Raw genomic sequence first — 26,863 nt, 5'->3', positions numbered from 1 at the left:
ATCAACCCCTGTCATGTTCGACGCAGCCCACGTGGAAACGGTTCCGCTCACTGCAGGTAACGTCCGAGAACATAAAGCGAGCCAGAGCACATCTCACCTGCGAGGAGCATCGATGCACATCGGAACCATGGTTAACTACTCGGGGGGATTCAATGAAACGGTCGCCGAGGTGGCCGAGCTCGAAAAAGCCGGGTTGGACATCATCTTCGTACCCGAGGCGTACTCGTTCGACGCAGTGAGCCAGCTCGGATTCCTGGCGGCCAAGACCTCGACGATCAAGATCGCGTCGGGAATCTTTCAGATCTACACCCGCACGCCGTCCCTGACTGCCATGACCGCCGCGGGCCTCGACTACGTTTCCGACGGGCGTTTCGTGCTCGGCCTCGGAGCTTCGGGACCCCAGGTGGTCGAGGGCTTCCACGGCGTCAAGTACGACGCACCCATCGCCCGTACCCGCGAGGTCATCGACATCTGCCGCCAGGTGTGGCGTCGCGAGAAGGTTCAGCACCAGGGCAAGTACTACCAGATCCCGCTCCCGGCCGAGAAGGGAACAGGTCTGGGCAAGCCACTGAAGCTGATCAATCATCCGGTGCGCGAACGCATCCCGGTCGTCATCGCGGCGCTCGGCCCGAAGAACGTCGAACTGACCGCCGAGATCGCAGAGGGCTGGCAGCCGATCTTCTACTACCCGGAAAAGGCCGAACAGGTCTGGGGCGAGGCGTTGGCTGCAGGCAAGGCCAAGCGAGACCCCGCCCTCGGCGACCTACAGGTGTTCGCGAGCCCAGCCCTCGCCATCGGCGACGATGCCGAAAAGTACCTACCGTGGGTCAAACCGCATCTCGCCCTGTACATCGGCGGCATGGGCGCAAAAGGAAAGAACTTCTACAACGATCTCGCCCAGCGTTACGGCTACGAAGCCGAGGCCGAGAAGATCCAGGACCTCTACCTCGCCGGCAAGAAGGAGGAAGCTGCCGCTGCGGTACCGGACGAACTGGTGCGGGCAGTCAACCTCATCGGACCGGAGAGCTTCGTCAAGGAGCGAGTTGCCGCGTTCGCCGAAGCCGGCGTGACCACCCTGAACGTCGCTCCGCTGGCCGCGGATACTGCCGGACGCGTCGCGCAGCTCAGCGCACTGAAGAACCTGACCGACTGACCTCTCAGACCTGTCCGACCCGGCTCGCCAGCTCCTCGGCGAGCCGGCGGGCGAGGCCGGGTTCGGCTGCCTCGACCATCACACGCACGAGTTGCTCGGTCCCGCTCGGCCGCAGCAGGACTCGGCCGGTGTCGCCGAGAACGCGCTCCACATCGGCCACCCCGTCGAGAACCGTCGGCGCGGTCGCAACTGCGGCCTTGTCCGACACCTCGACGTTGATCAGCACCTGCGGCAGCGTAGTCATCACCGAGGCCAGGTCCGCGAGTGAGCGCCCCGTCTGCGACATCCGGCCCATCACGAGCAGCGCAGTGAGCACGCCATCCCCCGTCGTGCCGTGGCGCGGAACGACCACGTGCCCGCTCTGCTCGCCACCCAGGGCGAAACCGCCCGCACGCAACTCTTCCAGAACATAGCGGTCACCTACGGCAGCGGTCCGCATGGCGATACCCGCCTCGCGCATCGCGATATGCAACCCGAGATTGCTCATGACCGTCGCCACCAGTGTGTTGTCGGTCAAGACGCCGGATTCCTTCATCCCGACCGCCAGCACCGCCATGATGGCGTCCCCGTCGACGATCGAACCCGAAGCGTCAACGGCCAGGCATCTGTCCGCGTCACCGTCGTGCGCGATACCGAGATCGGCACCGTGCTCGACGACAGCCTTCTGCAGGTCCTCCATGTGGGTCGAACCGCAACCGTCGTTGATGTTCAGACCATCCGGGTCTGCGTTGATCGCGACGACGGTCGCACCGGCGGCGGTGTAGATCGCGGGGGCGACGAACGACGCCGATCCGTGCGCGCAGTCGACCACGACCGTCAAGCCGTCGAGTCGACCGGAAAGCGCGGCGCCCACGTGGCAGATGTAGCGGTCGGCGGCGTCCGGTGCCGAGTTCACACGGCCGATACCTGCACCGGTGGGTGCCGATACCGTGTCGCCGCCGCGCGCGATGCACTCTTCGATCCGCACCTCCACCTCGTCGTCCAGCTTGTGGCCGCCTGCAGCGAAGATCTTGATCCCGTTGTCCGGCATGGGATTGTGCGAGGCCGAGATCATGACGCCCAGACACGCGCCGTATTCGGCCGTCAGAAATGCGACAGCCGGAGTAGGTAGAACACCGACGTCCACGACATCGACGCCGGATGCGGTGAGCCCAGCCGTGACAGCGGCCGCCAGCATCTCCCCACTTGCGCGTGGATCTCGGCCGACAACAGCTACCGGCCGAGCATCGCCCGAGGCCGGAACCAGCACCGTTGCCGCGGCTCTGGCGACTTTCAACGCCAGTTCCGGCGTCAACAGCCCGTTGGCCAGACCTCGAACACCGTCGGTACCGAACAGTCGAGTCATGCGGACCCGTCCCCCTATCGCCGGAGCAGAACAAAGAATCGATTGTGCGAAACGCCGCGAGGGCAGGCACCGGATACTGCATCGGCGCCTGCCCTCGCGGGTAGAACTTGGTAAAACGTCAGCGCTTCGAGTACTGCGAAGCCTTACGGGCCTTCTTCAGGCCGTACTTCTTACGCTCGACTGCACGCGCGTCACGCGTGAGGAAGCCGGCAGCCTTGAGAGCCGGACGATCCTCGGGCGTGACCTCGATGAGGGCGCGCGAGATGGCCAGACGCAACGCGCCTGCCTGGCCGGACGGTCCGCCACCGTGCAGAAGCGCGATGATGTCGAAGGACTCCGCACGATCGACGAGCACCAGCGGAGCCTTGATCAGCTGCTGGTGAACCTTGTTCGGGAAGTAGTCTTCGAGGCTGCGACCGTTGAGCTTGAAACCACCGGTTCCGCCCGAGAAACGCACGCGAGCGACAGCTTCCTTACGACGACCGACGGTCTGGACCGGGCGATCGATCGAAATCGGAGCGGGAGCGGCAGCAGCGGCCTCGATTTCCTCGACCACCTCGGGCTCTTCCACGGCCACGAACTCGTCCGCGGCGATCTCCACGACCTCTTCCGGGTTTTCCTGCGACGTCACGTCATTTCCCTCCGGCGCCGTCACTGGGACACCTGCTTGATCTCGAACGGAACGGGCTGCTGGGCGGCGTGCGGGTGGTTCGGTCCCGCGTAGACCTTCAGCTTGCCCACGATGGCATTGCCGAGCTTGTTCTTGGGGATCATGCCCTTGACGGCATTTTCCACGAGACGGTCGGGGTTCTTCGCGAGAACCTCACCGACGGTGCGCGACTTCAGACCGCCCGGGTGGCCGGAGTGGTGGTAGAGAAGCTTGTCATCGCGCTTGTTGCCGCTGATGGCAACCTTCTCCGCGTTGATGATGACGACGAAGTCGCCGCCGTCGACGTTGGGTGCGTAGGTCGGCTTGTGCTTGCCGCGGAGCAGGGTCGCTGCCTGGACGGCGAGGCGTCCGAGCACGACGTCCGTGGCGTCGATCACATGCCAAGTCCGGGTGGTGTCCCCGGCCTTCGGGCTGTATGTAGACACAGAAATTCCTGTCTTCATGATGTCGCTGCTGGCCAAGACGTGTTGATGACCTCGGCGGCCAGTTGAGACCCGAGAGCAAGAGTTCGCCGCGCAGCACATGCCGCGGCGACCCCATACACGCCAACGAGCGACGATACCGGGAACTACTCCCCCAGGTCAAAACGCCCACAGCGGAGATCAGCGCAGCCGGACGCACGCGATGCACCGTCGGGCTGCGGGCAGGGCCTCCATGCGAGCGTCCGCGATCGCCACCCCGCACCGCTCGCATCGTCCGTAGGCACCGGTCCGCACACGCTCCGCTGCCGCGTCCAGTTCCCGCAACTCAGCCTCCGCGTCCCGCGCGAGGGACAGAACTGTGGCCCGCTCGAACGCGATGGTAGATCCCTCCGGATCGTGCTCGTCGTCGTCGGTGGACCACCTCGACCCGTCGATGATCGCGCGGAATTGTCGCTGCAGCGACTCGAGACGTGCCGACACCACGGCCCGTTCCTCGGCTATCCGCTCGCGGTTGCGCTCGGCGCACTCATCCATGAAACAAGTGAACTACGGATGCGCACTCTGCACGCACATCCGACCGAAACGGCCCCGGTATCGTCGCCGATCACTCGTCGATACCGGGGCCGCTGTGCGTCGGTCAGGAAAAGCGCGACCTGTTCAGCGCTTCCTGCTCCTGCATCCGCTGATTGCCCGAGGACACAGCACCGATCAAGCTCTGCAGAACACCGTTCAGCTCCGCCTGAGCCGCGTTCCACTCCGCCTGCTTGACCTGGTAGGCATCGGAATCTGCCCCCTGCCAGGTGGCGACGAGAGGCTGAATCGACGATTTGATCTCGTCGAGCCGCTCGTTGAGGGCAGACCACTTGGTCGTCAGACCGCCAGTCAGGTCGCCGATGGCGCCGAAGTTGTACTTGATTTCACCGTTCATCATGAGTTCCTCGTGTTCGTTCGGTCGACCGTTGTCGACTCCGCATCGCGCAGTGGATTGTGGGTTGAATTCTCAATCATGTTTTCGTGTAGCCGAATTCGACTCTGCGATCAGATCGGAGAATCGGGTGAGCAGATCAGAGGTTGAGCGATCCGCCCACGCTGCGCAGCTGCGACGCGTTGTCCTGCTCGGACTGGTCGTACTGAATACCGCTCGTCTTGATCGACTCGCTGATGCCCGACAGCGCGTTCTCGAGCTTGAAGGCGCTGGAGTCCCAGCTGGTCATGACCTGCGCGAATGTCGTCGACGCGGAACCCTTCCAGATTCCCGATGCAGCCATGTCGACGTCCGCGCGCAGCGCGCGCAACAAGCCGCCGATCTGCTCGCGCAGGCCGTCGACCTTCGCGGCGACGGCGAGCATGGTCGCAATATCGGTTTCTGCCATGTCGACTCCTCTTGTGTTCTTCGGTTGCGAGCACTCGGGCGAATACTCGGTCGAGGCTGCGGTTCGCTACGGCAAACCTGCGGATGTCCCCCCTACATCTGATTGGACGCACCCACACCATCGGAGGTTCCATTTCGATGGTGATCTTTCCGAAGAACCGAGCGGTCGGTCACGGAGGCGAGACCCGCAGGGTGCTCGCAGCACGGGAACAGTCGTCCTCGAGTGCAGCTTCCGCACCCAGCAAGGATTGACATCCGATGCCGATTTGAATGCCGTCCTCGACGAATACGCGCCATCGGACGACGGAGTACTCGTCCGGGGACTCGACATAGGAGATACCCACCCGTCCGCCGAAGTCCGTGGCTCGGGTGTAACCGTCGATGGTCGGCCTCTCACCGCGCGCGGACACTTGGTCGGCCAGATCATCGGCGACATCGTCGAACGACACGCCAGGAGCCAACTCGACGGTGGTGAGCACGATGCGACGATCCGGCCCATCCGGCGGAATCAGAAGCGACCGGTCCGTCTCCGCTCGTTCGGACCACGTCGCGGGCAGTTCGACACTCGCGCGACCGAACGAATAGGTGCCGGGCGGCGGCATTGGCGAGGACGACGGTGCCGGCGGCGGTGACACCGAGGAGGACGGTAGTACTGGCGGCGGTGACACCGACGAGGACAGTGGCACAGTCGAGGGGTCCCCCAGCGTCTGCACCGCGACCGGGGACGGGTTCGGCCACAGAGCGCGGATCCCGGTGACGGCCACAGTAGCCAGAACGAGCGCACCGAGGGCGCCCACGATGACGGCACCGGTCCGTCGTTCTGCGCGTGGTGGTGTGTGGACCTCGTCGAGCCAGGCTGCGGCGCGCGACGAGGTCAACGGCAGAGGATCTTCGGCCAGATCGTGTGAAAGCACGGGACGGGACAAGCGCGGACCGAATGGGTCCGCCTGCTCGGCGATCCCGACGCGCGCGGCCATCGAGACGACCACGTCGGGTCCGCGCAGCCGGTGCACCCTGTACCCGGTGTCGGCGAGTAGTGCTCTTGCGCCACGGCGACGCGAGGCATCCAACACGAACACCTCCACCGGGTCGGTCCGCACACCGGCCGCTACGTGGCCGGCGACGGTGTCGCGGATGGATCCTTCGCTACTCGGCTCCGAGTCCAGGTCACGGCAACCGATCGCTTCCCAGTGCGCCGACCTGTCGTAGTCGTCCTCGGATCCGTCTGCCTCGGCACGAAGTGACAGTGCGCTGATGGTGCAGGACAGCTCACCGAGTTCGACCACCACTGCGAAGGCGGGTACCCGCTCTCCCCGTGATCGAGCCGCGGCAGTAGCTGCGTCCACCACCAGCACCTCGCGAGCCACCGGCTGCACTGCCCGCCGAAGGGTGGCGCGCCGCGGTGGACCCCACGAGGACGGGCACGCAATTTCCAGCAGATCCACCGGGCATACGGCGCCCGCACCGCGCAACGCTTGCTCCACCAGCGCACCGAGAACATGCTCGGTGCGGACCAATGTTTCGCCGACGAGGATGTCGGGATCGTCGATGAAGGCCCATGGGAAGCTCTCGACACCCTCCCCCTCGGACGAAGCGACGTCCCGCTCCCTGTCATGCTCGCCGATCTCCGCACGCGAATCGCGGTCGTCGAGGCACACCAGCACCCCTTCGTGCATCGCCACTTGCGTCCGGAACTCGCGATGTGTGACGTGCGATCCCGTCGCCAGCAGGATCGAAATGGAACCGTCGCCGAGATGGATCGCAGCGTAAGTCCGGTCTGTGCTCACTGCGGCGACCATGCAAGCTGGATCAGCGATTGCCCACGACGGTCGACCAGCATTCCGCGCCCTGGCGGCATCGGCCCCGGCTTGACCGATCCGATCAGATTGCCCTCGTCGCGGTTGCCGTTCATCACCAGGCCAGGTGAGACGAGGTCACGCATACGCGAGACGACCTGGTCGTACATCGTTCTCGAAGCACCACCGGAGCGCCGGGCAACCACGAGATGGAACCCGATGTCGCGGGCATGCGGGAGGTAATCCGCCAGCACCGTCAGCGGATTTCCCGACGCGGTCGCGACGAGATCGTAATCGTCGACGATCACGAAGATCTCGGGTCCGCTCCACCATGACCGCTCACGGAGTTGCTGCGGCGTCACGTCCGCTCCCGGCATCCGCTCACCGAGTTTCGTTGCCAGCTCCGCCATCATGGTCGACAGGACAGGCGCAGATGCTGCGTAGCCCGCGAGGTGCTCGGCATCGATCGCACCGAGCATCGTGCGCCGGTAGTCGACGAGGACGATCTTGACCTGCGCGGGGGAATTCGATTCCACCAGCGAGGAGCAGATCGACTTCAGCAACGCGGTCTTTCCGCATTCGGTGTCCCCGAACACGAGGAAGTGCGCTTGCTCGGCGAAATCGACGGCAACTGGTTTCAGCTCTGCTTCGTCGATTCCGACGGGGACCCACAATTCCGGGGTGTTCTCACGCGACCTGGGCCAACGGTCGACCAACTGGCGTCGGAGTTCGACGAGAGTGAGGTTGTCGGGCAGCATCCGGACAGGCGGGGCCGCTCTACCGTCGTACTCGGCAGCTATCTTCGCCACTGCCGATTGGATACCGGCTCCGAGGTCGACCGAGGAGGAGGACCCGTCGATTCTCGGCAGGGCCGTCAGCAGGTGTAGTCCGTCCTTCGTCATCCCTCGTCCTGGACGGTCCTCGGGAACTCGACCGGCTTTCGCTCGGCCGACCTCCGAGTCCGAAGGATCGCCGAGTTTGAGTTCCACACGGGTACCGATGAGGTCTTTGGTTGCCGGTCGAATCTCGGCCCACCTGCTCGCGGTGATCAACAGGTGTATGCCGTAGGACAAGCCCTGAGCGGCGAGCGATGCCAACTGTGTCTCGAGTGTCTCGAAGTCCGAGCGAATGCTCGCCCACCCGTCGACCACGAGAAACACGTCACCGAAGCTGTCTTCCGCGTCGATCGGCTGTTCGGCCCGGCGCCGACGGAAGTCGGCCATGGAGTCGATTCCGCGTCGCCGGAAGAGCTGCTCGCGTTGGCCGACGACGGTGGCGACCTCGGCGACTGTCCGGCGCACTCGATCGACGTCGAGTCGGCTCGCAACGGAACCCACGTGCGGGAGATCTATGAGCCCGTTCAGAGTTCCCCCGCCGAAATCAAGGCAGTAGAACTGAACCTGTTCGGGCGTGTGGGTCGACGCCAGCGACATCACGAGCGTGCGTAGAGCAGTCGACTTCCCGGACTGCGGACCCCCCACAATTGCCAGATGCCCCTGCGCACCGGCCAGATCGACTTCCAATACTTCGCGTCGCTGATCGTAGGGCCGGTCCACTACGCCGACGGGAACGCGCAGTGTTGCATTCGCCCTGCCCGCGGAGCTGGTTCTGGTATCCGCTATCAACTGATCGAGGCTCGGTGAGCGATCGAGCGGCGGTAGCCACACCTCGTGGGCCGGCGCTCCGTGACCTCGGACTCGATCGACGACCACATCGAGCACCGTGCGCCCATCCGCGCGATCGATGGAGGCATCTGCGCCGAGCTCATCGGGGATCGACGTGATGGACGCCGGAAGCGTCTCATCGGTCACCGACCGTTCGATCTGCACAGCGAAGGCGCCGAAGTAGCGCGGCCGGATGTCGGCGCCCGAGCGCCTGGTTCTGCCTGCGCTACGACGGGGAGGTACATAGGGTCCGGAGACGTACGACGCCGCGAACCGTACGATCTCGGCGGAGTCGCATTTGAGGTAACCCGCGCCGGGTTGGGCGGGTAGATGGTAGGCATCGGGGACCCCGAGTACCGTCCGAGATTCGTTCGCCGAGAACGTTTTCAGCCCTATCCGGTAGGAGAGGTGGCTGTCCAGTCCGCGGAGCTTGCCTTCCTCCAACCGCTGACTCGCCAGCAGCAGATGCATGTGCAGGGACCGTCCGAGACGACCGATCGCCACGAAGAGGTCCGCGAAATCCGGTTGTTGACTGAGCAATTCGGAGAACTCGTCGACGACTATGAACAGTGCAGGCATCGGTGCGAGAGCGGCTCCCGTGGAGCGCGCCCTCTCGTAATCGGTGACATTCGCGAAATTCCCCGCGTCACGCAGGAGCTCCTGACGCCTGTTCATCTCACCGGCGAGGGCGTCCTTCATCCGATCTACCATCGCGAGATCGTCCGACAGGTTCGTGATGACTGCTGCGACGTGCGGTGCCTCGTCGAGGCCGGCGAACGTCGCACCGCCCTTGAAGTCGACGAGAACGAGATTGAGCTGCTCCGGAGCATGCGTCGCAATCAGGCCGAGTACCAACGTCCGGAGAAATTCGGACTTTCCGGAGCCGGTTGCACCGATGCACAGCCCGTGCGGGCCCATGCCGTTCTCCGCAGACTCCTTCAGATCGATCTCGACCGGACTTCCGTCCGGTGCGATTCCGATGGGCACACGCAATCGATCTCGTCCTCGACGTGGCACCCACACTCGTGCCGGTTCGAGCTGGCCTACGTCGGCTATAGCGAGCAGGGTGTTCCAGCTCGACATCGACGAGAGGTCGTCTGCCACCGACTCCGCGCCGAGACGTGCGGTCGTGCGATACGGCGACACGCGCCGCGAAACCGTCTCGGCCTGAGCCACACTCATCGCGTCGGCCGAACCGAAGACTTCGACGTGCGCCCCGGTCAAGGCTCCGATGGAACCGTTCTCGGTGAACAGGCGCAACCCTCGGCTCGCTGCGAGGGCAGTCGCTACATCGGTCAGATCGACTATTGTGACCGCGTCCAATCCGGTCCGGAGAACATCGGTGCCACTGTTGTCGAGTAGGCCGCCATCGACCACGATGACCAGGTGCGGAACACCTGCTGCGACAGGGGCTCCCCTGGTGAAACGGTTTCGAAGCGCGAGGTGTTCACCGAGGGCGCCCTCGAGTTCGAGGAACGACCCGTAGATCATCCGAGCAGTCCCGACGCCGTCCCGATCGATGTCGTGCTGGGTGTGCGGAAGCCATTTCGTCCAGTCCCAGTGCGCCACGGTGTCGGGCCCGCAGACCACTGCGACCCGAACCTGATCCGGATCGTGAAATGTGCACAACGAAGCCAGGATCGCGCGTACGGTCGCACGTCCGGCGTCGCGATCCCCGGCCACGGACACGGCCGCGAAACCTCTCAACGACACCGCGGTGGGAAGATGCTCGACCACGGAGTGGGCGCGTACGAACCGTCGCAGCGAGACAGCCGAAACCGGTTCGAGTTCGTCCACGGGACCGGTCTCCGGCGGCACGAGCCGCGTCGCCAACCGCTGAGCCCCGCGGCCGATACGAACGTGACAGAAATCAGGATCTGTGCCGCGGCGCTCCCACATTCGGGCAGTACCGACCATCGTCCACAGCACATCGGGATCCGGATGCGACCATTCGAGGGCCTCGCGCTGACGCGCTGCCGTGCCGCCGACGTCTTTGCGCAGTTGGTCCAGGTAGCGCAGATAGTCTTTGCGATCCTCGTTCGCCTCCGCGGTGCGCGCACCGTTTCCTCGACCACCGCCGGCGACCATACCGAGCATCGAGACCAGCATCATCGCCGGGAACATGAGCATCATGGGGTTCGCAGCCATGCCCGAGGTGAACATCAGGGCCACCATGCCCACCATGGCCGCGACCATGACCACGGGCATCAGCTTGGTCATGAGGTTGCCGGGGACCACACGTGGGATCTCCGGCGGCGCCTGCAGTGCCACCTCACCGCCCGGTGTGCGCGGCACCGGGCGGCGCGCACCCCTGTCGAACCGAACCGTACTCACGCTGTGAAAGCCCCCACCCGTGTCGGTATCCCCCATTACCGCAGACACTCTCGTTCCCAGGCGAGCTGTCTGTTATCCGCGCAAGGCTAGCCCATCGACGATCACTCGGCCAGCCTGCTCCGGTGCCGGAAGGCGGAATACCTGACCACCGATACCGGTTGAGTCGCTGTGCGACGTTTGCACCGATTCGAAAGGCTGGCCACCGTGTCCGTACCCCTGTCCATTCTCGACCTCGCACACATCGGCGAGGGCGAAAGCGTCAGAGACAGCTTCGACGCCAGCGTTCTACTCGCACAGCAGGCAGAGGAGTGGGGATACCAGCGAATCTGGTACGCCGAGCATCACAACATGAGCTCGATCGCGTCCTCGGCCACCAGCGTTCTCATAGGCCATATCGCCGCCCACACGAGTCGAATCAGGCTCGGATCCGGTGGGGTGATGCTGCCCAACCATGCGCCGCTGACCATTGCCGAACAGTTCGGCACGCTCGCGACGCTGCACCCGGGCCGGATCGACCTCGGCTTGGGTCGCGCGCCCGGTAGCGATCAACAAACGATGCGCGCCATGCGCAGAGATCCGGCCGCGGCCGAACGATTCCCCCAGGACGTGCAGGAATTGCAGGGGTACCTCTCCAATGAGTCACGGGTGCCCGGCGTCGTCGCCACACCCGGGTCGGGTACCGAGGTTCCGCTGTACATACTCGGGTCCTCACTTTTCGGCGCCCAGCTGGCAGCTGCGCTGGGCCTTCCGTTCGCGTTCGCCTCGCACTTCGCTCCGGATGCACTCGAGCAGGCCGTCGAAATCTATCGTCGAGAGTTCCGGCCGTCCGAACAGTCGCAGACCCCTCATGTGATCGCCGGTGTCAACGTCATCGCCGCGGACACCGACGAGCAAGCGCAGCAACAGTTCCTGGCCACCAAACGAAGCCGCGTCCGCCTACTTCTCGGTCGAGGACGGAAGTTCACCGACGAGGAAGCCGACTTGATCCTGGATGCACCGCAGGGCAGACAGATCCTGCAGATGACGAAGTATTCCGCGGTGGGCACGCCGTCGGCGGTCAAGGACTATCTGGAGCGCTTCACACGCCACGCGGACGCCGACGAGCTCATCGTCGCCTCGGGCTCCGGTGATCGCCGGTCGTGGTTACGGTCCTACGAACTCCTCGCCGAGGTCACCGATCTCAGGAATCGAACGCACGCGGGCACACCTGCCTGAGCCCTCCCCGGGCAATCCCCTGCCCCCGCTACCGTCCGCGCTCGGCTGCACATCGATGTCGTAGAGTCGCTCCTGGGCAGGGGGACGCGCATATTCCGGGGGGAAACGCATGACAGGGGATCTTTCGCAGGCCGTGAACGCGGCCGGCGTGCCGGCGCCCGCGTCGCAGAACGGTAGTTCCGGCACACGGGAGCTCGACAACACTGCACCTGTCGAGCCCGTCGAACTGTGTCGGCTCACCGTCCTCGCCGACTCGGTCCAGGTCGACCTCGCCTTGCCCACCGATGTGCCGATCTCCGTGCTCGTCCCAGGGATCGTCGGGCTGCTCAATTCGCGTGCGGGTTCGAGCGGCACCGGACACGAGACCGCCGCCGACCGACAGGGTCGCCCCTGGGTGCTGTCGAAGATCGGCCGATCGCCGCTTCACGGGACCATGACGCTCGACGAGGCATCGATCCGTGACGGCGAGATTCTCGTTCTCGGCACCGCGGACTCGCCCGCGCCACCGCCGCTGTTCGACGACCTGATGTACGCGGTCGCCACGACCGGCCATGCCCCGAGCGGGCTGTGGACGGCACGTACTGCGCAACTCGTCGGTTTCGGCGTCGGCGCGTTCGCCATCGCGCTCGCCTGCCTGTCGCTGCTCGAGTCGCAGTTCGGCGCCCTGTCCGGCACGCCGCGTGTCGGCGACACCGGAATCTCGTTCGATGCAGGCATCGGCGCTGCCACCGCAGCAGTGCTCTTTCTCGTCGCGGGCTCGATCGTTGGGCGGATCTACGGCGACGACAGGACAGGGATCTTCCTTTCCGGCTGTGCGCTACCGCTGATGTTCACCTCGGGAGTGATGTTCGTGCCCGGGTCCCTCGGCGCGCCGCATCTGCTTCTCGGAGCCGCCGCGACAGGTGCGGGTGCGGTGCTTGCACTGCGGTTGGGCGCACACGGATACGCGCTCTTCACTGCGATGGCCACGGCCTCGGCAATCGCGTCCGCAGCGGCGGCGACGGCTTCGTTCACCGAACTTCCGCTCAGCACAGTCGGCGCCGGCGTCACACTCGTCGCACTTGCAGCCCTGGCCACCGCGCCGCGCCTGTCGATGATGCAAGCACGCCTGCCCCTGCCGCCGGTACCTACCGCCGGCGCTTCCCTCGACGAGGTCGCGGACGAGGAGCTACCAACCGTCGCCGAGCTCGAGAGCGCCTCCGGACGGGCCCGCAGTTACCTGACCGGGCTCGTGTGTGCCGCCGGCGCCGCAGCAACGACCGGTGCTTTGCTTGCCGCGTTCGGCTCCGAGCCACCGCGTGGCATGTATTGGCCGGGTGTGTTGCTGGCACTGGTGACGGCGTTGGCCCTGACCCTGCGCGGGCGAACCTTCGCCGAGGTACAGCACGCGGTCCCACTCGTGGCAGCGGGATCGACCATCGGGCTGAGCCTGCTCGGGGTCGTCGTTTTCGCGGCACCGCTCCCGCAGATCGGGGCCTTCGTCGCGGCACTCGCCGTAACCGTGGCGGCGTTGATATTCGGTTCCCTCGTGCCCACTCGCGTCTTCTCACCCGTGTTGCGCCGCGCCGCGGAACTCGTCGAATACGCCGCTATCGCCGCTGTCATTCCGCTCGCTTGCTGGGTATGCGGTCTGTACGCGGCGATGCGCGGACTGTGAACGCCCCGGCCGCAACCGCGCGAGTCGTATTCGTCCTCGGACTCGCGGTGAGCTGCGCTCTGATGCCCTTCGGAATGCGGTCCGCCGCCGCCGACCGCCCATTCGTCGATCCGGGACTGCTGCCGGAACCTGCACCCGCGGCGCCACTCGAGCCGACCGAGCAGCGAAACGCCTGCATGCCCGTCTCGTCCGTACCCGACGGGCCCGCAGTCCCGGTGGCGATCGACGCGCTCGATTTCGGCGCCGTCTGGCCGATCACCCGTGGAGCAGGTCAGGTCGTGGCCGTGATCGATACCGGTGTGACTCCCCACCCCAGATTGCCGGGATTGAGGGCGGGCGGGGACTACGTGCACACCGGCGACGGGCTCTCGGACTGCGACGCGCACGGCACTCTGGTCGCGGGGCTCATCGCCGGATCGTCGGTGGACGGTAGCGGATTCTCCGGTGGAGCTCCCGAGGCGCAGATCATCTCGATCAGGCAGTCCAGCAATGCATTCCAACCTGCGCGCACCGCCGAAGACGAGGGCGATCCGAGCGCCGAGAACGCCTCAGGATACGGCAATGTCATGACGATGGCCATGGCCGTGCGCACTGCCGCCGATCTCGGTGCAACCGTCATCAACATCTCGGAGGTCGCCTGCGTACCGAGCGGAGCGGGATACGTCGACGGCCCGCTCGGAGCGGCAATCGACTATGCAGCACGCGTGAAAGATGTCGTCGTGGTCGCGGCGGCCGGGAACACCGGCGGGACATCACCGTGCCGAAGCCAAAACCCACCCCCTGATCCCGCGGACCCCTTCGCCGACCAGTGGGGACGTATCGCCACCATCGCAACACCGGCGTGGTTCGACGATCAAGTGTTGACGGTCGGTTCGGTGAACCCGGACGGCACTCCCGCAGCCTTCACTCTCGCCGGGCCCTGGATGGACGTCGCCGCGCCCGGGACCGCGATGAGGTCACTGTCACCAACGGGCTCAGGCCTGGCCGACGGCACCGTCGACAGTCAGGGAGGATTCGCGCCGATCCAGGGCACCAGCTTTTCGGCTCCCCTTGTCGCGGCGGTAGCTGCGCTGGTGCGGGCCCACCGACCCGACCTGAGCGCAGCGGAGGTCATCGAACGCATCGAAGCGACCGCGCATGCGCCCGCCGAGGGATGGAACCATCTCGTCGGCCATGGCGTCGTCGATCCGCTGGCAGCTGTCACCGGCAACATCGACAGCAAGTACGTTCCAGCACCGGCCGAACCGTCGGCGATGGCCGCACCGATTCCGGCTGCCCCGCCCGATCTGCGCCCCAGGACCGTCGCTGCAACCGGGACGGCGGTGGTGCTCGTCCTTCTTTGCGCCGGACTGAGCGTGTCCGTCCTATTACCGAAGAGGACGAGGCGTCATCCCGCGGGAAGCGCAGCCCCGGCCGGGTCCGGACCGACTCCGTCGTGAGCGGTGAGGGCATCCGCCCGGCTCAACGTAGGGCCCGTTCCCAACAATTCGACGATCGGCCACGGGGCTGGGGCGGCCGCGCCGAAGCCGAGTGCAGCGGCGGCCTCGCCGTCGGCAACCCCGAATCGAACTCCGGTGTCCGCCACGAAGAAATGGCCGTCGCGGCGCGAGCTGGTCGGTGCGATTCCAGTGCTCTGCACGAACCCGCCGCTGCCCGGCGACAGATAGACTTCGTCGGCTGCGGGACCGCCACCGTCCGCCTGCGCCAACCGGACCGGTGCAGCTGACTCCTGCAACGGCAGCGTCCTTCCGGCGGACAATTCCAGACGCGCTTTCGGTCCGCCATCCGGTGCGTTCTGCGGAATCCAAGACAGGCAGCTCACCGGCTGGGCCGAGGTGTCGACGATGGTCGGCGCAATATCCGGAAACGAGCCGACTGCGAGACGGGTCACCGTCGGTGCTCGCCTCAGGACATCCGGATTGAGCGCCTCGATCTCCGGGCTGCCCTGCGAGTCCGCGAATTTCACGAGTTGAGCGGTCGCCTGGCTCACCGGTTGGATGCCATCCTCGAGCACCACGTAGTAGTCGACCGCGACCCCGGACACCTTGACCACCGAACCGATGGTCTTGCCTGCGATCTCGTAGTCGGGTATCTCACCCGCCCGGGGTATCGGGGGCGGTGAGATGGCAGGGACGACCGGGACGGCGTTCGCGAGCGCCGAGCTGACACTCGACGGTTCTGCGCCTTCGAGTCCCAGCGCGCGCACCACCGATCGGTCGGCAAGATCGATCCGAGCCCGAACACCGTCGTACACCAGATAGGTACCGTCCGATGTTCGCCACAGGAAAGCCTGCGTATCGGACAAGGGCGCGCTGTCCTCGTCGTACTGGGGATCGCCGGCCAGCACGGTGGTTCCCGCTGTCGCGCCACTGCTTCCGAGCGTGTCGCACACTGTCCAGGGAACCGCGATGCCTGCCTCGTCGTGCGGCAGCGAGGAGGGAGCGCCGGGAATGCCGACGAGCGGGCCACGCCTGCGATCTGCAAGTTCGGCCGAATCGACCATCGTCGGGGTGTCCGGGCTTCCGACGATCAAACGGGCCGACGCGAGATTGAGTACCGGATGCAGAGTGTCGTCCATCCGAACGAACATGGCGCCGGAATCCTTCGCAACCACGATGGACGCGTCGCCGATCTTGTCCTGAGGTCGTAGCAACGCCAGCGCCGCGCACCCGGCCAGTCCGAGACACGCCACCACCATTCCCACCGCGAACGCACGCGAATGGGACCGCATCGGATCGTGCAGCATGCGCACGTCGCGACGCACCAGGGCGTGCTCCATCCGTCGGACGAGAAACCTGTATCCGCCGACCTGCCACTTCGTTGTCGGCGTCGCCGCCACGAGCCCTCCCCCGAACCGATCCGTCGGCCCGTTCCCCCACGGGCCGCCCCGCGGGTCACAGTACCCACTCGGTGGCCGTCGAGGTACCCGGGTCACCCGAGCCTTGTAGAGTGCACCGGACGAGTGATGAACGCGCTGTGCGGCGCACGCTCGTGGCACAGCCTTCGGGGGGAGGGATCGACGGATATGACTGGCGCGCAGCGTGCTGCCGATCCGCTCGATCGTGTTGCACCCACACGGCGGAGTCGGTCCGGCGTGCGGCTCGGAATCGGACTTCGCGTCCCGACGCTCCGGCGGCTGGTCTGTATCGAACTGGTGTTGGCCCTGCTGTGCGCCGCCGCCATAGCCGCCGGCTTCTCGATGCGCACCGTGCTCGTCGTGGCGGTGCTGACCGCAGCGATCCCGTTCGTCACCACAGCGGGTAGGACACCGTTCGACTGGGCAGTGACGGCGATTCGATACGCGTCCGGGTGGGCGCCGTCCGTCGGCACGACCACCGACCATATCGATGTCGACGGCAATCCCTTCGGAGTCCACCGAAACGGCGACCTGGTGTCCTGCATTCTCGAGCTTCGCCCGGCCGAGGGTGCGGCGACCCGCCTCGGTCGCGCGGGTGCCACGACGGACTCCACACTGGATCTGGGCACTCTGGCACGGTGTCTGACCCAGCACGACATCTCACTGTCGGGCATCGATGTCGTCTCGCACGGCCGGCGGACTGCTTCGGGCACACCCGCAGCGGATGTGTACGAACGTTTGATCGGGCCGCTCCCTGCTGTCGCGGACAGGACGGTCTGGGTCACGGTCACCGCAGACCTGAGATCCAACACCGAGGCGGTTCGAGTGCGCGGCGGAGGCAGTGTCGGAGCTGCCGCCACCGTGCGTATCGCGACCGAACGCGTTGCGCGAGCGCTCGATGCGCAAGGAGTTGCGTCGGCGGTCCTGACGCGCAACCAAATTCGCGACGCCGTATTGCACCTGTGCCGCGGTGTCGCCATCGATGACCTCACCCAGAATTGGCGGACGGCACCTTTACCCGGCGCGGCTGCCACCGGTTACGAAATCGACTGTCGGGCAATCGACGAGGAACTCCTGGCGGATGTGTGGGCGACGCCGTCGCTGTCGACGACGGTATCCCTTCGGCTGACGCCAGGTGCCGCCGACGAGCAGGTGAACATGAGCGGCTTCTGCAATCTCGTCACGCGTTCGGGCGCACCAGCACTGGATGCACCCGGGTTGTCGTCTATGAACGGTAGACACCGCCTGGCCCTTCTGTTGACTCTGCCCATTGCCGTCCCGGCTCCCGGCCACACCGAGCCCGGGCGGCGCATCGCACGCACCCGAGCATCCGAACTGAGCCCACCCACGAGCGGATGTGGGCAACTGCTGGGCTCGGACGCGTCCGGCCACGGCATCGCCACGCGCATGCACGGCCGTGGAGTGCGCTCCGTACTCGTCGCCGGTGAGTTGTACCTCGCGCAGCAACTTGTCTTTCGCGCGGTTGCCACCGGCGCAAGAATTCTCGTCCGAACCGACCGACCGCATGCCTGGCGGCCCCTCGTCGACTCGCTGGCAACGCCTGACAACCTGCGGATCGACGACGGCGCGCGCCGCAACGGTCCATCCATCGACCTTGTCGTGCAGGACTTCACGGACGCGGTGGATGTGGGGCTACCGAGCCGTTTCGACGGCACCACGGTGTTGACCCTGACCGAGCATCCCTCGCTGACACCGATGCGCGATCCCGACGTGAGTATCGTGCAGCCGGGCGCCGCCGGGGACCGAGTTCTCGTAAGAACATCTCGTCACGACATCGAGTTGATACTGGTGACCATCGCGCAGGAAACTGCATTCATCGGACGACCCCGGAGTGTTCGAAACCCGGTCGGAACCTACTGACCGGGGTAGGGCCGAGCCGACGCCGCCATCGTCGACGCGGTCGCCCACCAGTGCAGCTGGTCGAGCATGCGCGTCGCAGAATCGGCGGCAGCCTCGTTCGATGTGCAACCCTGTTCGTCGAACGCCCTACGGGCGCGCGGGAAGGCAACACTGTCCCGGACCGATACCATGTGCAGTTCCGCCGCGACCTGTCGAAGTTGTTCGGTTGCGCGCATGCCTCCCGAGACGCCGCCGTAGGAGACGAACCCGATCGGCTTTCCGCGCCACTCGTACTTGACGGTGTCCAGCGCGACCTTCAGTGATGCCGGATATCCGTGGTTGTATTCGGGAGTCACGGCGACCACTGCTTGCGCAGCGCCGATCGCGGAGACGAGGACTTCGGCCCCCTGCGAGGGTGACAGGTCGATCGGGAGGTCGAGGTCGATGAGGTCCAGTGTCGAGGCTTCGAAGTCGGAGCGCTCGGCCACGGTACGCGAAAACCACTCGGCCACCACCGGACCGAAACGCTCGGGCCTGACGCTGGCAACGACTACGGCGAGCCGAACAGGTGCTGGTGTCACGGTCCCAGCGTAGCCAGTGCGCAGCACCAGCTTCGAGCGGCAGACATCAACAGCAACCAGGCCCGGAGGGGATGCCGCTTCGCATTTCCCGGGTCGCGACATTGCGGCTCGCCAGCTCGGCTGCGTCCGGATAGTCGACGGCGACGAGTGCGAGTCCGTGCGCCGGTGCCACCGTCACCGAACTCGAACGCGATCGTGCATCGAGAAGAGCGGCGGTCCACTCGAGAGTGCGTCGCCCCTCCCCGACTGCCTGGATCGCACCGACCAGGCTCCGCACCATGGACCAGCAGAACGCATCAGCGCTGACGTAGGCGGTCACCCGATCTCCGACGCGCTCCCAATCGAAACGTTGCAGTTCGCGCACCGTCGTCGCACCCTCACGTCGCTTACAGAAGGCAGCGAAGTCGTGCAGCCCCAGCAGTGTCGACGATGCCTCACGCATGGTGTCGAGGTCGATGTCGCGGGGCCAGGACACCACGCCGCGAACGTCGAGCGGGTCGACTCCGTACCGGGCCGTGCTGAACCTGTATTCGTAGTGGCGGCGGAGGGCAGAAAACCGGGCGTCGAAGTCCGCGGACACTCGGGTGATTGCCTTGACCCTCACATCCGTCGGAAGAAATCGTGCCATTCTGCGGACGAGACGCTCCGGTTCTTCGATTTCGCCGACTACATCGAAGTGCGCCACCTGCCCGCTGGCGTGAACTCCGGCGTCGGTACGTCCCGCGACCGTCAGCTCGATCGGTTCACGGAGCACCGTCGAGAACGCTTGCTCGAGAACTCCACACACCGTGCGGATACCGGGTTGGCGGGCCCAGCCGGAGAACTCGGTGCCCTCGTAAGAGATGTCGAGACGGTACCGGCGCGCGGCAGCAGCGGTACGCAAAGAAGCGGACCCGCCATCCTCGGAAGGAATGGCGGGCCCGCTTCGTTCGTGCTCCGAAACCAAGAGGACTAGTCCTTCTTGGCGTCTTCTGCGTCGGACGCGTCCGACGCGTGTGCGTCCTTGTCTTCGATGCCGTCGACGACTGCTTCGGCGTTCTCGACCTCGGCATCGGTCGCGTCGGCTTCGACAGCCTCGACGACGTTCTCCTCGGCCGGTGCCTCGGCGGCAGCCGGAGCGGTCTTCGAAGCCTTCACGCGGCGAGCGCGATCTGCTTCGTTGGACACCGTCTGCTCGTTGACGAGCTCGATGATGGCCATCGGCGCGTTGTCACCCTTGCGGGGGACGGTCTTGATGATGCGCGTGTAGCCACCGTCGCGATCGGCGAAGAAAGGCCCGATCTCGGCGAACAGCTTGTGCACGACATCTTTGTCGTTGATCGTCTTGAGTACCTCACGACGATGAGCCAGGTCACCCTTTTTTGCGTGGGTCACCAGCTTCTCGGCGTGCGGACGAAGGCGCTTGGCCTTCGACTCTGTGGTGGTGATGCGGCCGTGCTCGAAGAGTGCCGTCGCCAGGTTGGCCAGGATGGCCTTCTGGTGCGACGCCGACCCGCCGAGACGGCGGCCCTTGGTGGGCTTGGGCATGATGAATCTCCTAGTAAGAGCTCCAACGAGCTGATTACAGCTGTTCTGTCTCGGCGTAGTCCTGCTCGGTACCTTCACCGTCGGTGAAGGTGCTTGCGTCCGTATCGCTCCACGTTCCCGTGGTGGCGTCGTATCCGGGCACTGTGGTCGGATCGAAGGAAGCGGGGCTGTCCTTGAGCGAAAGGCCCAACGAGTGCAGCTTGACCTTCACCTCATCGATGGACTTCTGTCCGAAGTTACGGATGTCCAGCAGATCGGACTCGGTACGACCAACCAGCTCGCCGACGGTGTGAACACCTTCGCGCTTGAGGCAGTTGTAGGAACGGACCGTCAGGTCCAGATCCTCGATGGGGAGTCCGAAGGAAGCGATGTGATCGGCCTCGGCGGGCGAGGGTCCGATCTCGATACCTTCTGCTTCGACGTTCAGCTCACGGGCGAGGCCGAAGAGCTCAACCAGGGTCTTGCCCGCCGAAGCGAGCGCGTCCCGCGCGGTGATGGAATTCTTGGTCTCCACGTCGAGAACGAGCCGATCGAAGTCGGTGCGCTGTTCGACGCGGGTGGCCTCCACCTTGTAAGTGACCTTGAGTACGGGCGAGTAGATCGAGTCGACCGGAATACGGCCGATCTCTGCGCCCGATGCCTTGTTCTGGACGGCAGGAACGTAGCCGCGGCCACGCTCGACAACGAGCTCGACCTCCAACTTGCCCTTGTCGTTCAAGGTCGCGATGTGCAGATCCGGGTTGTTCACCGTGACGCCGGCCGGGGGAACGATGTCGCCTGCAGTCACAGCGCCTGGGCCCTGCTTGCGGACGTACATGGTGACCGGCTCGTCCTCTTCGGAGCTCACCACGAGGCCCTTGAGGTTCAGGATGATGTCGGTGACGTCTTCCTTGACTCCGGGGACGGTGGTGAACTCGTGGAGAACGCCGTCGATACGGATGCTGGTGACAGCGGCTCCGGGGATCGACGACAGCAGGGTACGGCGGAGCGAGTTGCCGAGTGTGTAACCGAAGCCAGGCTCGAGCGGCTCGATGACGAATTTCGAGCGGTTGTCCGCGATGACCTCTTCGGTCAGCGTCGGTCGCTGTGAAATGAGCATTGTGTGTTCCTCCTGTACGGACGTCCGCTATTTGACGTCCACGTGTGGAGGCGAGAACGTCTGCGGGTGACCGGGACGGCCACCCGCAGACGCGCTACGCCTTACTTCGAGTAGTACTCGACGATGAGCTGCTCCTGGAGCGGCACATCGATCTGTGCGCGCTCCGGTACCCGGTGAACCAGGATGCGAAGACGGTTCGGGACGACCTGCAACCACGGCGCGACCGTACGATCCCCGTAGCTCTCGCGAGCGATCTGGATCGGCAAGGTCTGTGCGGACTTCTCGCGTACATCGATGATGTCGTACTGCGAGACGCGGTAGCTGGGGATGTCCACGCGCTTGTTGTTCACGAGGAAGTGACCGTGCGTGACCAGCTGACGAGCCTGGCGACGCGTACGTGCCAGACCGGCGCGGTAGACGACGTTGTCGAGACGGGTCTCGAGGATCGTCAGCAGGTTCTCGCCGGTCTTGCCGGGACGCCGGTTGGCTTCCTTGTAGTACAGGCGGAACTGCTTTTCCATGACGCCGTAGGTGAAGCGAGCCTTCTGCTTCTCCTGAAGCTGGAGCAGGTACTCGCTCTCCTTGATCCGCGCGCGACCGTGCTGGCCGGGCGGGTAGGGGCGACGCTCGAATGCCTGGTCTCCTCCGACGAGGTCGACGCGCAGACGACGAGACTTGCGGGTGATAGGACCGGTATAACGTGCCATTTTCTAAACCTTTCCTTCCCGCTAGACCCGACGCCGCTTCGGCGGACGGCAACCGTTGTGCGGCTGGGGGGTGACATCAGAGATGGTGCCAACCTCGAGGCCTGCGGCCTGAAGCGAGCGGATGGCGGTCTCACGGCCGGAGCCGGGTCCCTTGACGAACACGTCGACCTTCTTGACGCCGTGCTCCTGAGCCTTGCGCGCTGCGTTCTCGGCAGCGAGCTGAGCAGCGAACGGAGTCGACTTGCGCGAGCCCTTGAAGCCCACGTGGCCCGAGGACGCCCACGAGATGACGTTGCCGGCCGGGTCGGTGATCGACACGATCGTGTTGTTGAAGGTGCTCTTGATGTGCGCAGATCCGTGGGGGACGTTCTTCTTGTCCCTGCGACGCGTCTTCTGCGTCTTCTTCGGACCGGTACCGCGTGCTTTAGGGGGCATTACTTCGCCTTCTTCTTGCCGGCAATGGTGCGCTTGGGGCCCTTACGGGTGCGCGCATTGGTCTTGGTGCGCTGTCCACGTACGGGCAGACCACGACGGTGGCGAAGGCCCTGGTAGCAGCCGATTTCGATCTTGCGACGGATGTCGGCCTGCACCTCGCGACGCAGGTCGCCCTCGACCTTGAGGGACTCCTCGATGTACTCGCGGAGCTTGGTCAGATCTTCGTCGGACAGATCCTTGCTACGCAGATCCGGGTTGACGCCGGTTGCGTCCAGGATCTCCTTCGAGCGGGTACGGCCGACGCCGTAGATGTAAGTCAGTGCGATCTCCATGCGCTTTTCGCGCGGAAGATCCACACCTGCGAGACGTGCCATGTGGCATTCCTTTTCGTGTGCCGGAGGTCTGCTCCCAGTCCGTCCCCTGTGTCCTTCTCACCTGTGGGCGTGAACCCGTAGGCAGGAGAAGCGTCTTTCAACTAACTCAGTGGGGCCCCGGCCTCCGTGCCGGGGGTGTGCCGTAACGCGTGTGTCACGGTTGGTGCTGGGAGGTCTTCTTCTTGCTGTGTGCCAAGCAGAAACGCGAAATGCTCGGTGGTTATCCCTGACGCTGCTTGTGACGCAGGTTCTCGCAGATCACCATGACTCGTCCGTTACGACGAATCACCTTGCACTTTTCGCAGATCTTCTTGACGCTCGGCTGAACCTTCACGTCGCTGATCTCCTGTGTGTAGCTCGCGCACGCCGCACGAATACCTGCGGCGCGATTCGAGCATGGTTCTCTCCGACCGGACCTGGCCGGAGAAGCTTGTTACTTGTAGCGGTAAACGATGCGACCCCGCGTGAGGTCGTATGGAGAGAGCTCCACGACGACTCGATCCTCCGGGAGGATACGAATGTAGTGCTGGCGCATCTTTCCACTGATGTGTGCGAGCACCTTGTGACCGTTCTCCAGCTCAATGCGGAACATCGCATTGGGCAAGGGTTCGACTACTCGGCCCTCGACTTCGATGGCACCGTCTTTCTTAGCCATATCCTCCGCGTCCCTGGTTTGACACCTGGTTGATTGCATCTGTTTCCGTTAACGTGATGCTCACTGGCCACCGACTTGCGTCGGCGGTGTGGACCGGTCGATGTAAGGCCGGCTCGCGCAGGCATGCAAACAACCGGTACGCAGAGCGCACCGTCGAACTATGTTACCGGCAAACTCTCACCAGGCCAAATGCCGTGCTGTCGAGTACTGTCCCGCGATCGGATTTCGCGGTCGAAGGAGCACGGTCGGCCGACTGCGCTCGGACTCGTCTATTCGGGACGAAGCGTCAGGATTCGCGGGCCGTCTTCTGTCACGGCAACGGTGTGCTCCCAATGCGCAGCCCGCGATCCGTCGGTGGTGACCACGGTCCAATCGTCATCGAGGATCTCGGTCTCGTAGGTTCCGAGGGTCAACATCGGCTCGATGGCCAGGGTGGAGCCGATCACCAATTCGGGCCCCTTACCGGGTGCACCTTCGTTGGCGAGGAATGGCTCCATGTGCATCTCACGGCCGATTCCGTGCCCGCCGTACCCGTCGACGATGCCGTACTTGCGCCCGTGCAGCTTCTCCGCATCGTGTGTACCGGTCTCGATTGCATGCGAGATGTCGGTGAGACGGTTGCCTGGGAGCATCGCGGCAATGCCGGCCTCCATCGACAGCCGAGTTGCCTCGCTGAGCAGTGCATCTGCTTCGATGATTTCGCCGATTCCGAATGTCCAGGCCGAGTCACCGTGCCAGCCGTCGAGAACTGCGCCGCAATCGATGGAAATGATGTCGCCCGCGGCGAGAACGTCCCGTGCGGACGGGATGCCGTGAACCACCCGGTCGTTCACGGACGAGCAGATGCTCCCCGTGAAGCCGTGATATCCGAGGAAAGACGGCACGGCACCGGCATCCCTGATGACAGCCTCGGCGACACGGTCCAGTTCGAGAGTCGAGACGCCGGGCTTCGCTGCGTCCCGCACCGCCACCAGCGCAGCGCCGACGATCGCACCCGCCGCAGCCATCGCGTCGAGTTCACCGGCGCTGCGGAACGGGACAACCTTGCGTTTGCGACCGAAGGCCATTACTTGCCGAGGCCCTCGATGGACTTCAGCGCGCGGGCGCTGACCTCGTCGACCTCGCCCATCGCATCGACGGAGAGGATCTGGTCCGAGTAGTGGTCAAGCAGGGGTGCGGTCTCGTCGCGGTAGACGTTGAGCCGATTGCGGATGACGTCTTCCTTGTCGTCCGCACGACCTCGCGAGAGCATGCGTTCGACTACGACATCCTCATCGACCACGAACGAGAGCACAGCATCGAGCTTGGCGCCCAGGTCTGCGAGGATCTCGACGAGCGACTCGGCCTGACCGACCGACCGAGGGAAGCCGTCGAGCAGAAATCCGTTGACCGCATCGGGCTCGGCCAAACGACTGCGAACCATGTCGACAGTCAGTTCACTGGGAACCAGGTCACCGGCGTCGAGGTATTTCTTCGCCTCGATTCCGAGCGGGGTCTTCTCGCCGATGTTGGCGCGGAACAGGTCACCGGTCGAGATGTGGGGTACACCCAACTTCTCGGACAAGATCTCGGCTTGGGTGCCTTTGCCGGCACCGGGAGGACCAAGAAGTACGAGTCTCACTTGAGGAACCCTTCGTAGTTACGCTGCATCAACTGACTTTCGATCTGCTTCACGGTGTCGAGGCCGACACTCACCATGATGAGGACGGCGGTGCCGCCGAACGGCAGGTTCTGCGCTCCCCCACTGTTTCCCATGTCGAGGAAAACATTCGGGAGCACGGCGATGGTGCCCAGGTAGACCGAACCCGGAAGGGTGATGCGGCTGAGCACGTAATTGAGATAGTCGGCTGTCGGCTGGCCCGGCCGGATCCCGGGTATGAATCCACCGAACTTCTTCATCTCCTCGGCCCGTTCCTCCGGGTTGAAGGTAATGGCGACGTAGAAGTACGTGAAGAAGACGATCATGCCGAAGTAGATGGAGATGTAGACCGGGTTCGACGGGTTCACCAGGTACTCGTTGATGATCCGCTGCCACCAGCTGGGATCCGTCGCGGTACTTGCCGAGGTCAGCTGCGCGATCAGGTTCGGCAGGTACAGCAGCGAGGACGCGAAGATGACCGGGATGACACCCGCCTGGTTCACCTTGAGAGGCAGGTACGTAGACGATCCGCCGTACATCTTGCGGCCGACCATCCGTTTTGCGTACTGCACCGGGATGCGGCGCTGGCCCTGCTCGACGAACACCACGCCGACGATGATCAGGAAAGCGGCCACACAGACCATCGCGAAGACGAAGCTGCCGCGGCTGTCGAGGATGGACTTGCCCTCGGACGGGATTCGCGATGCGATACCGGCGAAAATCAGCAGGGACATACCGTTGCCGACGCCACGTTCGGTGATCAATTCACCGAACCACATGACCATGGCCGCACCGGCGGTCATGACCAGCACGATGATGACCAACCCGAAGATGCTCTGGTCCGCGATGATGTCCTGCTGGCATCCCTGAAGGAGCTGCCCACGCGAAGCCAGGGCGACGAGTCCGGTGGCCTGGAGGATAGCCAGCGCGATCGACAGATAACGCGTGTACTGCGTCATCTTGGCCTGGCCGGACTGTCCCTCTTTGCGGAGCTGCTCGAACTTGGGGATGACCACCGTCAGTAGCTGAACGATGATGCTCGCGGTGATGTACGGCATGATGCCGATCGCGAAGACCGACAGCTGCAGCAGCGCCCCACCCGAGAAGAGATTGATCAGCGAATAGATACCGGCCTGATCGCCACCGGAGACCTGTTCGATACAGGCTCGGACGTTGGCGTAATCAACACCGGGCGAAGGCAGGGTAGCGCCGAAGCGGTACAAGGCGACCAGACCGAGCGTGAAAAGGATCTTTCGTCTCAGGTCAGGAGTCCTGAAGGCCGACACGAAGGCGGAAAGCAAAGATCCTCCTGGCACGAGGCGCGTTGGTGTCGAACAGCCGTCCGGTCACATTCGACCCACACGACGTCCGACCTTGGATTGCGGGTAACACGAGTCACCCGCATGAAAGGCATTGTCACGTAACTCTAGAACTCTAACAGTGTGCATCCGACGGCCGGTCGATCAGTGCGCACCCGCCCATTCGGACGATGCAGCGACCT

The 26,863-nt window shown here is 64.7% G+C and carries 26 protein-coding genes; 5 read left to right on the top strand and 21 right to left on the bottom strand.

What is annotated here, in order from left to right:
- The first annotated feature begins 112 nt into the window (after positions 1 to 112).
- Positions 113 to 1,153 carry an LLM class F420-dependent oxidoreductase gene (locus J1M86_RS09595; RefSeq protein ID WP_206509645.1) on the top strand — a complete coding sequence of 347 codons (1,041 nt, stop codon included), beginning with the start codon at positions 113 to 115 and terminating at the stop codon, positions 1,151 to 1,153.
- Between the two features lie 4 nt (positions 1,154 to 1,157).
- Here the strand turns inward: J1M86_RS09595 and glmM are convergent, their stop codons facing one another.
- From glmM to eccCa, 8 genes are all read right to left on the bottom strand, one after another.
- On the bottom strand, positions 1,158 to 2,498 hold the full coding sequence (glmM, locus tag J1M86_RS09590; RefSeq protein ID WP_206509644.1) for a phosphoglucosamine mutase: 1,341 nt from the start codon (positions 2,496 to 2,498) through the stop codon (positions 1,158 to 1,160).
- A 118-nt stretch (positions 2,499 to 2,616) separates the two neighbouring features.
- Positions 2,617 to 3,153, bottom strand: a complete 537-nt coding sequence (gene rpsI / locus J1M86_RS09585; RefSeq protein WP_206509643.1) for a 30S ribosomal protein S9 — start codon at positions 3,151 to 3,153, stop codon at positions 2,617 to 2,619.
- On the bottom strand, positions 3,150 to 3,593 hold the full coding sequence (rplM, locus tag J1M86_RS09580; RefSeq protein WP_075838880.1) for a 50S ribosomal protein L13: 444 nt from the start codon (positions 3,591 to 3,593) through the stop codon (positions 3,150 to 3,152). Before rplM ends, rpsI begins: the two co-directional genes overlap by 4 nt.
- Positions 3,594 to 3,770: 177 nt before the next feature.
- On the bottom strand, positions 3,771 to 4,124 hold the full coding sequence (locus J1M86_RS09575) for a TraR/DksA C4-type zinc finger protein (RefSeq protein WP_206509642.1): 354 nt from the start codon (positions 4,122 to 4,124) through the stop codon (positions 3,771 to 3,773).
- A 103-nt stretch (positions 4,125 to 4,227) separates the two neighbouring features.
- Entirely contained in the window at positions 4,228 to 4,521 is a 294-nt protein-coding gene (locus J1M86_RS09570) for a WXG100 family type VII secretion target (protein WP_075838847.1), read from the bottom strand.
- Positions 4,522 to 4,654: 133 nt separating this feature from the next.
- On the bottom strand, positions 4,655 to 4,963 hold the full coding sequence (locus J1M86_RS09565) for a WXG100 family type VII secretion target (protein ID WP_075838846.1): 309 nt from the start codon (positions 4,961 to 4,963) through the stop codon (positions 4,655 to 4,657).
- A 169-nt stretch (positions 4,964 to 5,132) separates the two neighbouring features.
- Positions 5,133 to 6,749 carry a type VII secretion-associated protein gene (locus J1M86_RS26830; RefSeq protein WP_206509641.1) on the bottom strand — a complete coding sequence of 539 codons (1,617 nt, stop codon included), beginning with the start codon at positions 6,747 to 6,749 and terminating at the stop codon, positions 5,133 to 5,135.
- On the bottom strand, positions 6,746 to 10,756 hold the full coding sequence (eccCa, locus tag J1M86_RS09555) for a type VII secretion protein EccCa (RefSeq protein WP_206509640.1): 4,011 nt from the start codon (positions 10,754 to 10,756) through the stop codon (positions 6,746 to 6,748). The genes J1M86_RS26830 and eccCa overlap by 4 nt, the downstream gene beginning before the upstream one ends.
- Before the next feature lie 204 nt (positions 10,757 to 10,960).
- Here eccCa and J1M86_RS09550 point away from each other — a divergent pair, with 204 nt between their 5' ends.
- The 3 genes from J1M86_RS09550 (at position 10,961) to mycP (ending at position 15,067) form a co-directional block, all read left to right on the top strand.
- Positions 10,961 to 11,971 (top strand): LLM class flavin-dependent oxidoreductase, encoded by a 1,011-nt coding sequence (locus tag J1M86_RS09550; protein ID WP_206509639.1) that lies wholly within the window; start codon positions 10,961 to 10,963, stop codon positions 11,969 to 11,971.
- 109 nt (positions 11,972 to 12,080) lie between these two features.
- A complete protein-coding gene (gene eccD, locus J1M86_RS09545) occupies positions 12,081 to 13,628 on the top strand; it encodes a type VII secretion integral membrane protein EccD (protein WP_206509638.1) in 1,548 nt (515 codons plus the stop codon).
- Positions 13,586 to 15,067 (top strand): type VII secretion-associated serine protease mycosin, encoded by a 1,482-nt coding sequence (gene mycP, locus J1M86_RS09540; protein ID WP_241259744.1) that lies wholly within the window; start codon positions 13,586 to 13,588, stop codon positions 15,065 to 15,067. Before eccD ends, mycP begins: the two co-directional genes overlap by 43 nt.
- On the opposite strand, the gene eccB is transcribed toward mycP, so the two are convergent.
- Complete coding sequence (eccB, locus tag J1M86_RS09535; protein WP_206509636.1) at positions 15,016 to 16,467, bottom strand: type VII secretion protein EccB; 1,452 nt, start codon at positions 16,465 to 16,467, stop codon at positions 15,016 to 15,018. The two genes, mycP and eccB, sit on opposite strands and share 52 nt — an antisense overlap.
- A 186-nt stretch (positions 16,468 to 16,653) precedes the next feature.
- Between eccB and eccE the strand changes: the two genes are divergently transcribed.
- The gene (eccE, locus tag J1M86_RS09530) at positions 16,654 to 18,366 is read left to right on the top strand and encodes a type VII secretion protein EccE (RefSeq protein ID WP_206509635.1); all 1,713 of its coding nucleotides are present in this window, start codon (positions 16,654 to 16,656) and stop codon (positions 18,364 to 18,366) included.
- Here eccE and J1M86_RS09525 read toward each other — a convergent pair.
- The 12 genes from J1M86_RS09525 to secY form a co-directional block, all read right to left on the bottom strand.
- Positions 18,360 to 18,926 carry an NAD(P)H-dependent oxidoreductase gene (locus J1M86_RS09525; protein ID WP_307786580.1) on the bottom strand — a complete coding sequence of 189 codons (567 nt, stop codon included), beginning with the start codon at positions 18,924 to 18,926 and terminating at the stop codon, positions 18,360 to 18,362. The genes eccE and J1M86_RS09525 overlap by 7 nt on opposite strands.
- A gap of 46 nt (positions 18,927 to 18,972) precedes the next feature.
- On the bottom strand, positions 18,973 to 19,872 hold the full coding sequence (gene truA, locus J1M86_RS09520; RefSeq protein ID WP_206509633.1) for a tRNA pseudouridine(38-40) synthase TruA: 900 nt from the start codon (positions 19,870 to 19,872) through the stop codon (positions 18,973 to 18,975).
- Positions 19,873 to 19,877: 5 nt separating this feature from the next.
- Positions 19,878 to 20,453, bottom strand: a complete 576-nt coding sequence (gene rplQ / locus J1M86_RS09515) for a 50S ribosomal protein L17 (RefSeq protein ID WP_206509632.1) — start codon at positions 20,451 to 20,453, stop codon at positions 19,878 to 19,880.
- A gap of 34 nt (positions 20,454 to 20,487) precedes the next feature.
- Complete coding sequence (locus tag J1M86_RS09510; RefSeq protein WP_075838841.1) at positions 20,488 to 21,552, bottom strand: DNA-directed RNA polymerase subunit alpha; 1,065 nt, start codon at positions 21,550 to 21,552, stop codon at positions 20,488 to 20,490.
- A 101-nt stretch (positions 21,553 to 21,653) separates the two neighbouring features.
- Positions 21,654 to 22,259 carry a 30S ribosomal protein S4 gene (gene rpsD, locus J1M86_RS09505; RefSeq protein ID WP_075838840.1) on the bottom strand — a complete coding sequence of 202 codons (606 nt, stop codon included), beginning with the start codon at positions 22,257 to 22,259 and terminating at the stop codon, positions 21,654 to 21,656.
- 21 nt (positions 22,260 to 22,280) lie between these two features.
- On the bottom strand, positions 22,281 to 22,694 hold the full coding sequence (rpsK, locus tag J1M86_RS09500; protein ID WP_019663574.1) for a 30S ribosomal protein S11: 414 nt from the start codon (positions 22,692 to 22,694) through the stop codon (positions 22,281 to 22,283).
- On the bottom strand, positions 22,694 to 23,068 hold the full coding sequence (gene rpsM / locus J1M86_RS09495) for a 30S ribosomal protein S13 (protein WP_206509631.1): 375 nt from the start codon (positions 23,066 to 23,068) through the stop codon (positions 22,694 to 22,696). The genes rpsK and rpsM overlap by 1 nt, the downstream gene beginning before the upstream one ends.
- A gap of 220 nt (positions 23,069 to 23,288) precedes the next feature.
- A complete protein-coding gene (rpmJ, locus tag J1M86_RS09490) occupies positions 23,289 to 23,402 on the bottom strand; it encodes a 50S ribosomal protein L36 (protein WP_003938068.1) in 114 nt (37 codons plus the stop codon).
- Between the two features lie 99 nt (positions 23,403 to 23,501).
- Entirely contained in the window at positions 23,502 to 23,723 is a 222-nt protein-coding gene (gene infA / locus J1M86_RS09485) for a translation initiation factor IF-1 (RefSeq protein ID WP_005140011.1), read from the bottom strand.
- 269 nt (positions 23,724 to 23,992) lie between these two features.
- A complete protein-coding gene (gene map / locus J1M86_RS09480) occupies positions 23,993 to 24,790 on the bottom strand; it encodes a type I methionyl aminopeptidase (RefSeq protein WP_206509630.1) in 798 nt (265 codons plus the stop codon).
- Positions 24,790 to 25,344 carry an adenylate kinase gene (locus J1M86_RS09475; protein WP_075838837.1) on the bottom strand — a complete coding sequence of 185 codons (555 nt, stop codon included), beginning with the start codon at positions 25,342 to 25,344 and terminating at the stop codon, positions 24,790 to 24,792. The genes map and J1M86_RS09475 overlap by 1 nt, the downstream gene beginning before the upstream one ends.
- Positions 25,341 to 26,663 (bottom strand): preprotein translocase subunit SecY, encoded by a 1,323-nt coding sequence (gene secY, locus J1M86_RS09470; protein WP_075838836.1) that lies wholly within the window; start codon positions 26,661 to 26,663, stop codon positions 25,341 to 25,343. The genes J1M86_RS09475 and secY overlap by 4 nt, the downstream gene beginning before the upstream one ends.
- Positions 26,664 to 26,863: the final 200 nt, after the last annotated feature.

Source organism: Rhodococcus sp. KRD197, from assembly GCF_017168235.1.
Lineage (GTDB): Bacteria > Actinomycetota > Actinomycetes > Mycobacteriales > Mycobacteriaceae > Rhodococcoides.
Note: the sequence above shows the minus strand (reverse complement) of the source record. Positions and strands in the feature narration are given on the sequence as shown.

Coding starts and splice junctions, on each gene's coding strand:
- J1M86_RS09510 (WP_075838841.1), bottom strand. CDS start 21,552: ATGCTCATTTCACAGCGACCGACGCTGACCGAAGAGGTCATCGCGGAC.
- rplQ (WP_206509632.1), bottom strand. CDS start 20,453: ATGCCCAAGCCCACCAAGGGCCGCCGTCTCGGCGGGTCGGCGTCGCAC.
- rpsK (WP_019663574.1), bottom strand. CDS start 22,694: ATGCCCCCTAAAGCACGCGGTACCGGTCCGAAGAAGACGCAGAAGACG.
- map (WP_206509630.1), bottom strand. CDS start 24,790: ATGGCCTTCGGTCGCAAACGCAAGGTTGTCCCGTTCCGCAGCGCCGGT.
- J1M86_RS09570 (WP_075838847.1), bottom strand. CDS start 4,521: ATGATGAACGGTGAAATCAAGTACAACTTCGGCGCCATCGGCGACCTG.
- eccD (WP_206509638.1), top strand. CDS start 12,081: ATGACAGGGGATCTTTCGCAGGCCGTGAACGCGGCCGGCGTGCCGGCG.
- J1M86_RS09575 (WP_206509642.1), bottom strand. CDS start 4,124: ATGGATGAGTGCGCCGAGCGCAACCGCGAGCGGATAGCCGAGGAACGG.
- J1M86_RS09595 (WP_206509645.1), top strand. CDS start 113: ATGCACATCGGAACCATGGTTAACTACTCGGGGGGATTCAATGAAACG.
- J1M86_RS09565 (WP_075838846.1), bottom strand. CDS start 4,963: ATGGCAGAAACCGATATTGCGACCATGCTCGCCGTCGCCGCGAAGGTC.
- infA (WP_005140011.1), bottom strand. CDS start 23,723: ATGGCTAAGAAAGACGGTGCCATCGAAGTCGAGGGCCGAGTAGTCGAA.
- glmM (WP_206509644.1), bottom strand. CDS start 2,498: ATGACTCGACTGTTCGGTACCGACGGTGTTCGAGGTCTGGCCAACGGG.
- eccE (WP_206509635.1), top strand. CDS start 16,654: ATGACTGGCGCGCAGCGTGCTGCCGATCCGCTCGATCGTGTTGCACCC.
- rpsD (WP_075838840.1), bottom strand. CDS start 22,259: ATGGCACGTTATACCGGTCCTATCACCCGCAAGTCTCGTCGTCTGCGC.
- rpsM (WP_206509631.1), bottom strand. CDS start 23,068: ATGGCACGTCTCGCAGGTGTGGATCTTCCGCGCGAAAAGCGCATGGAG.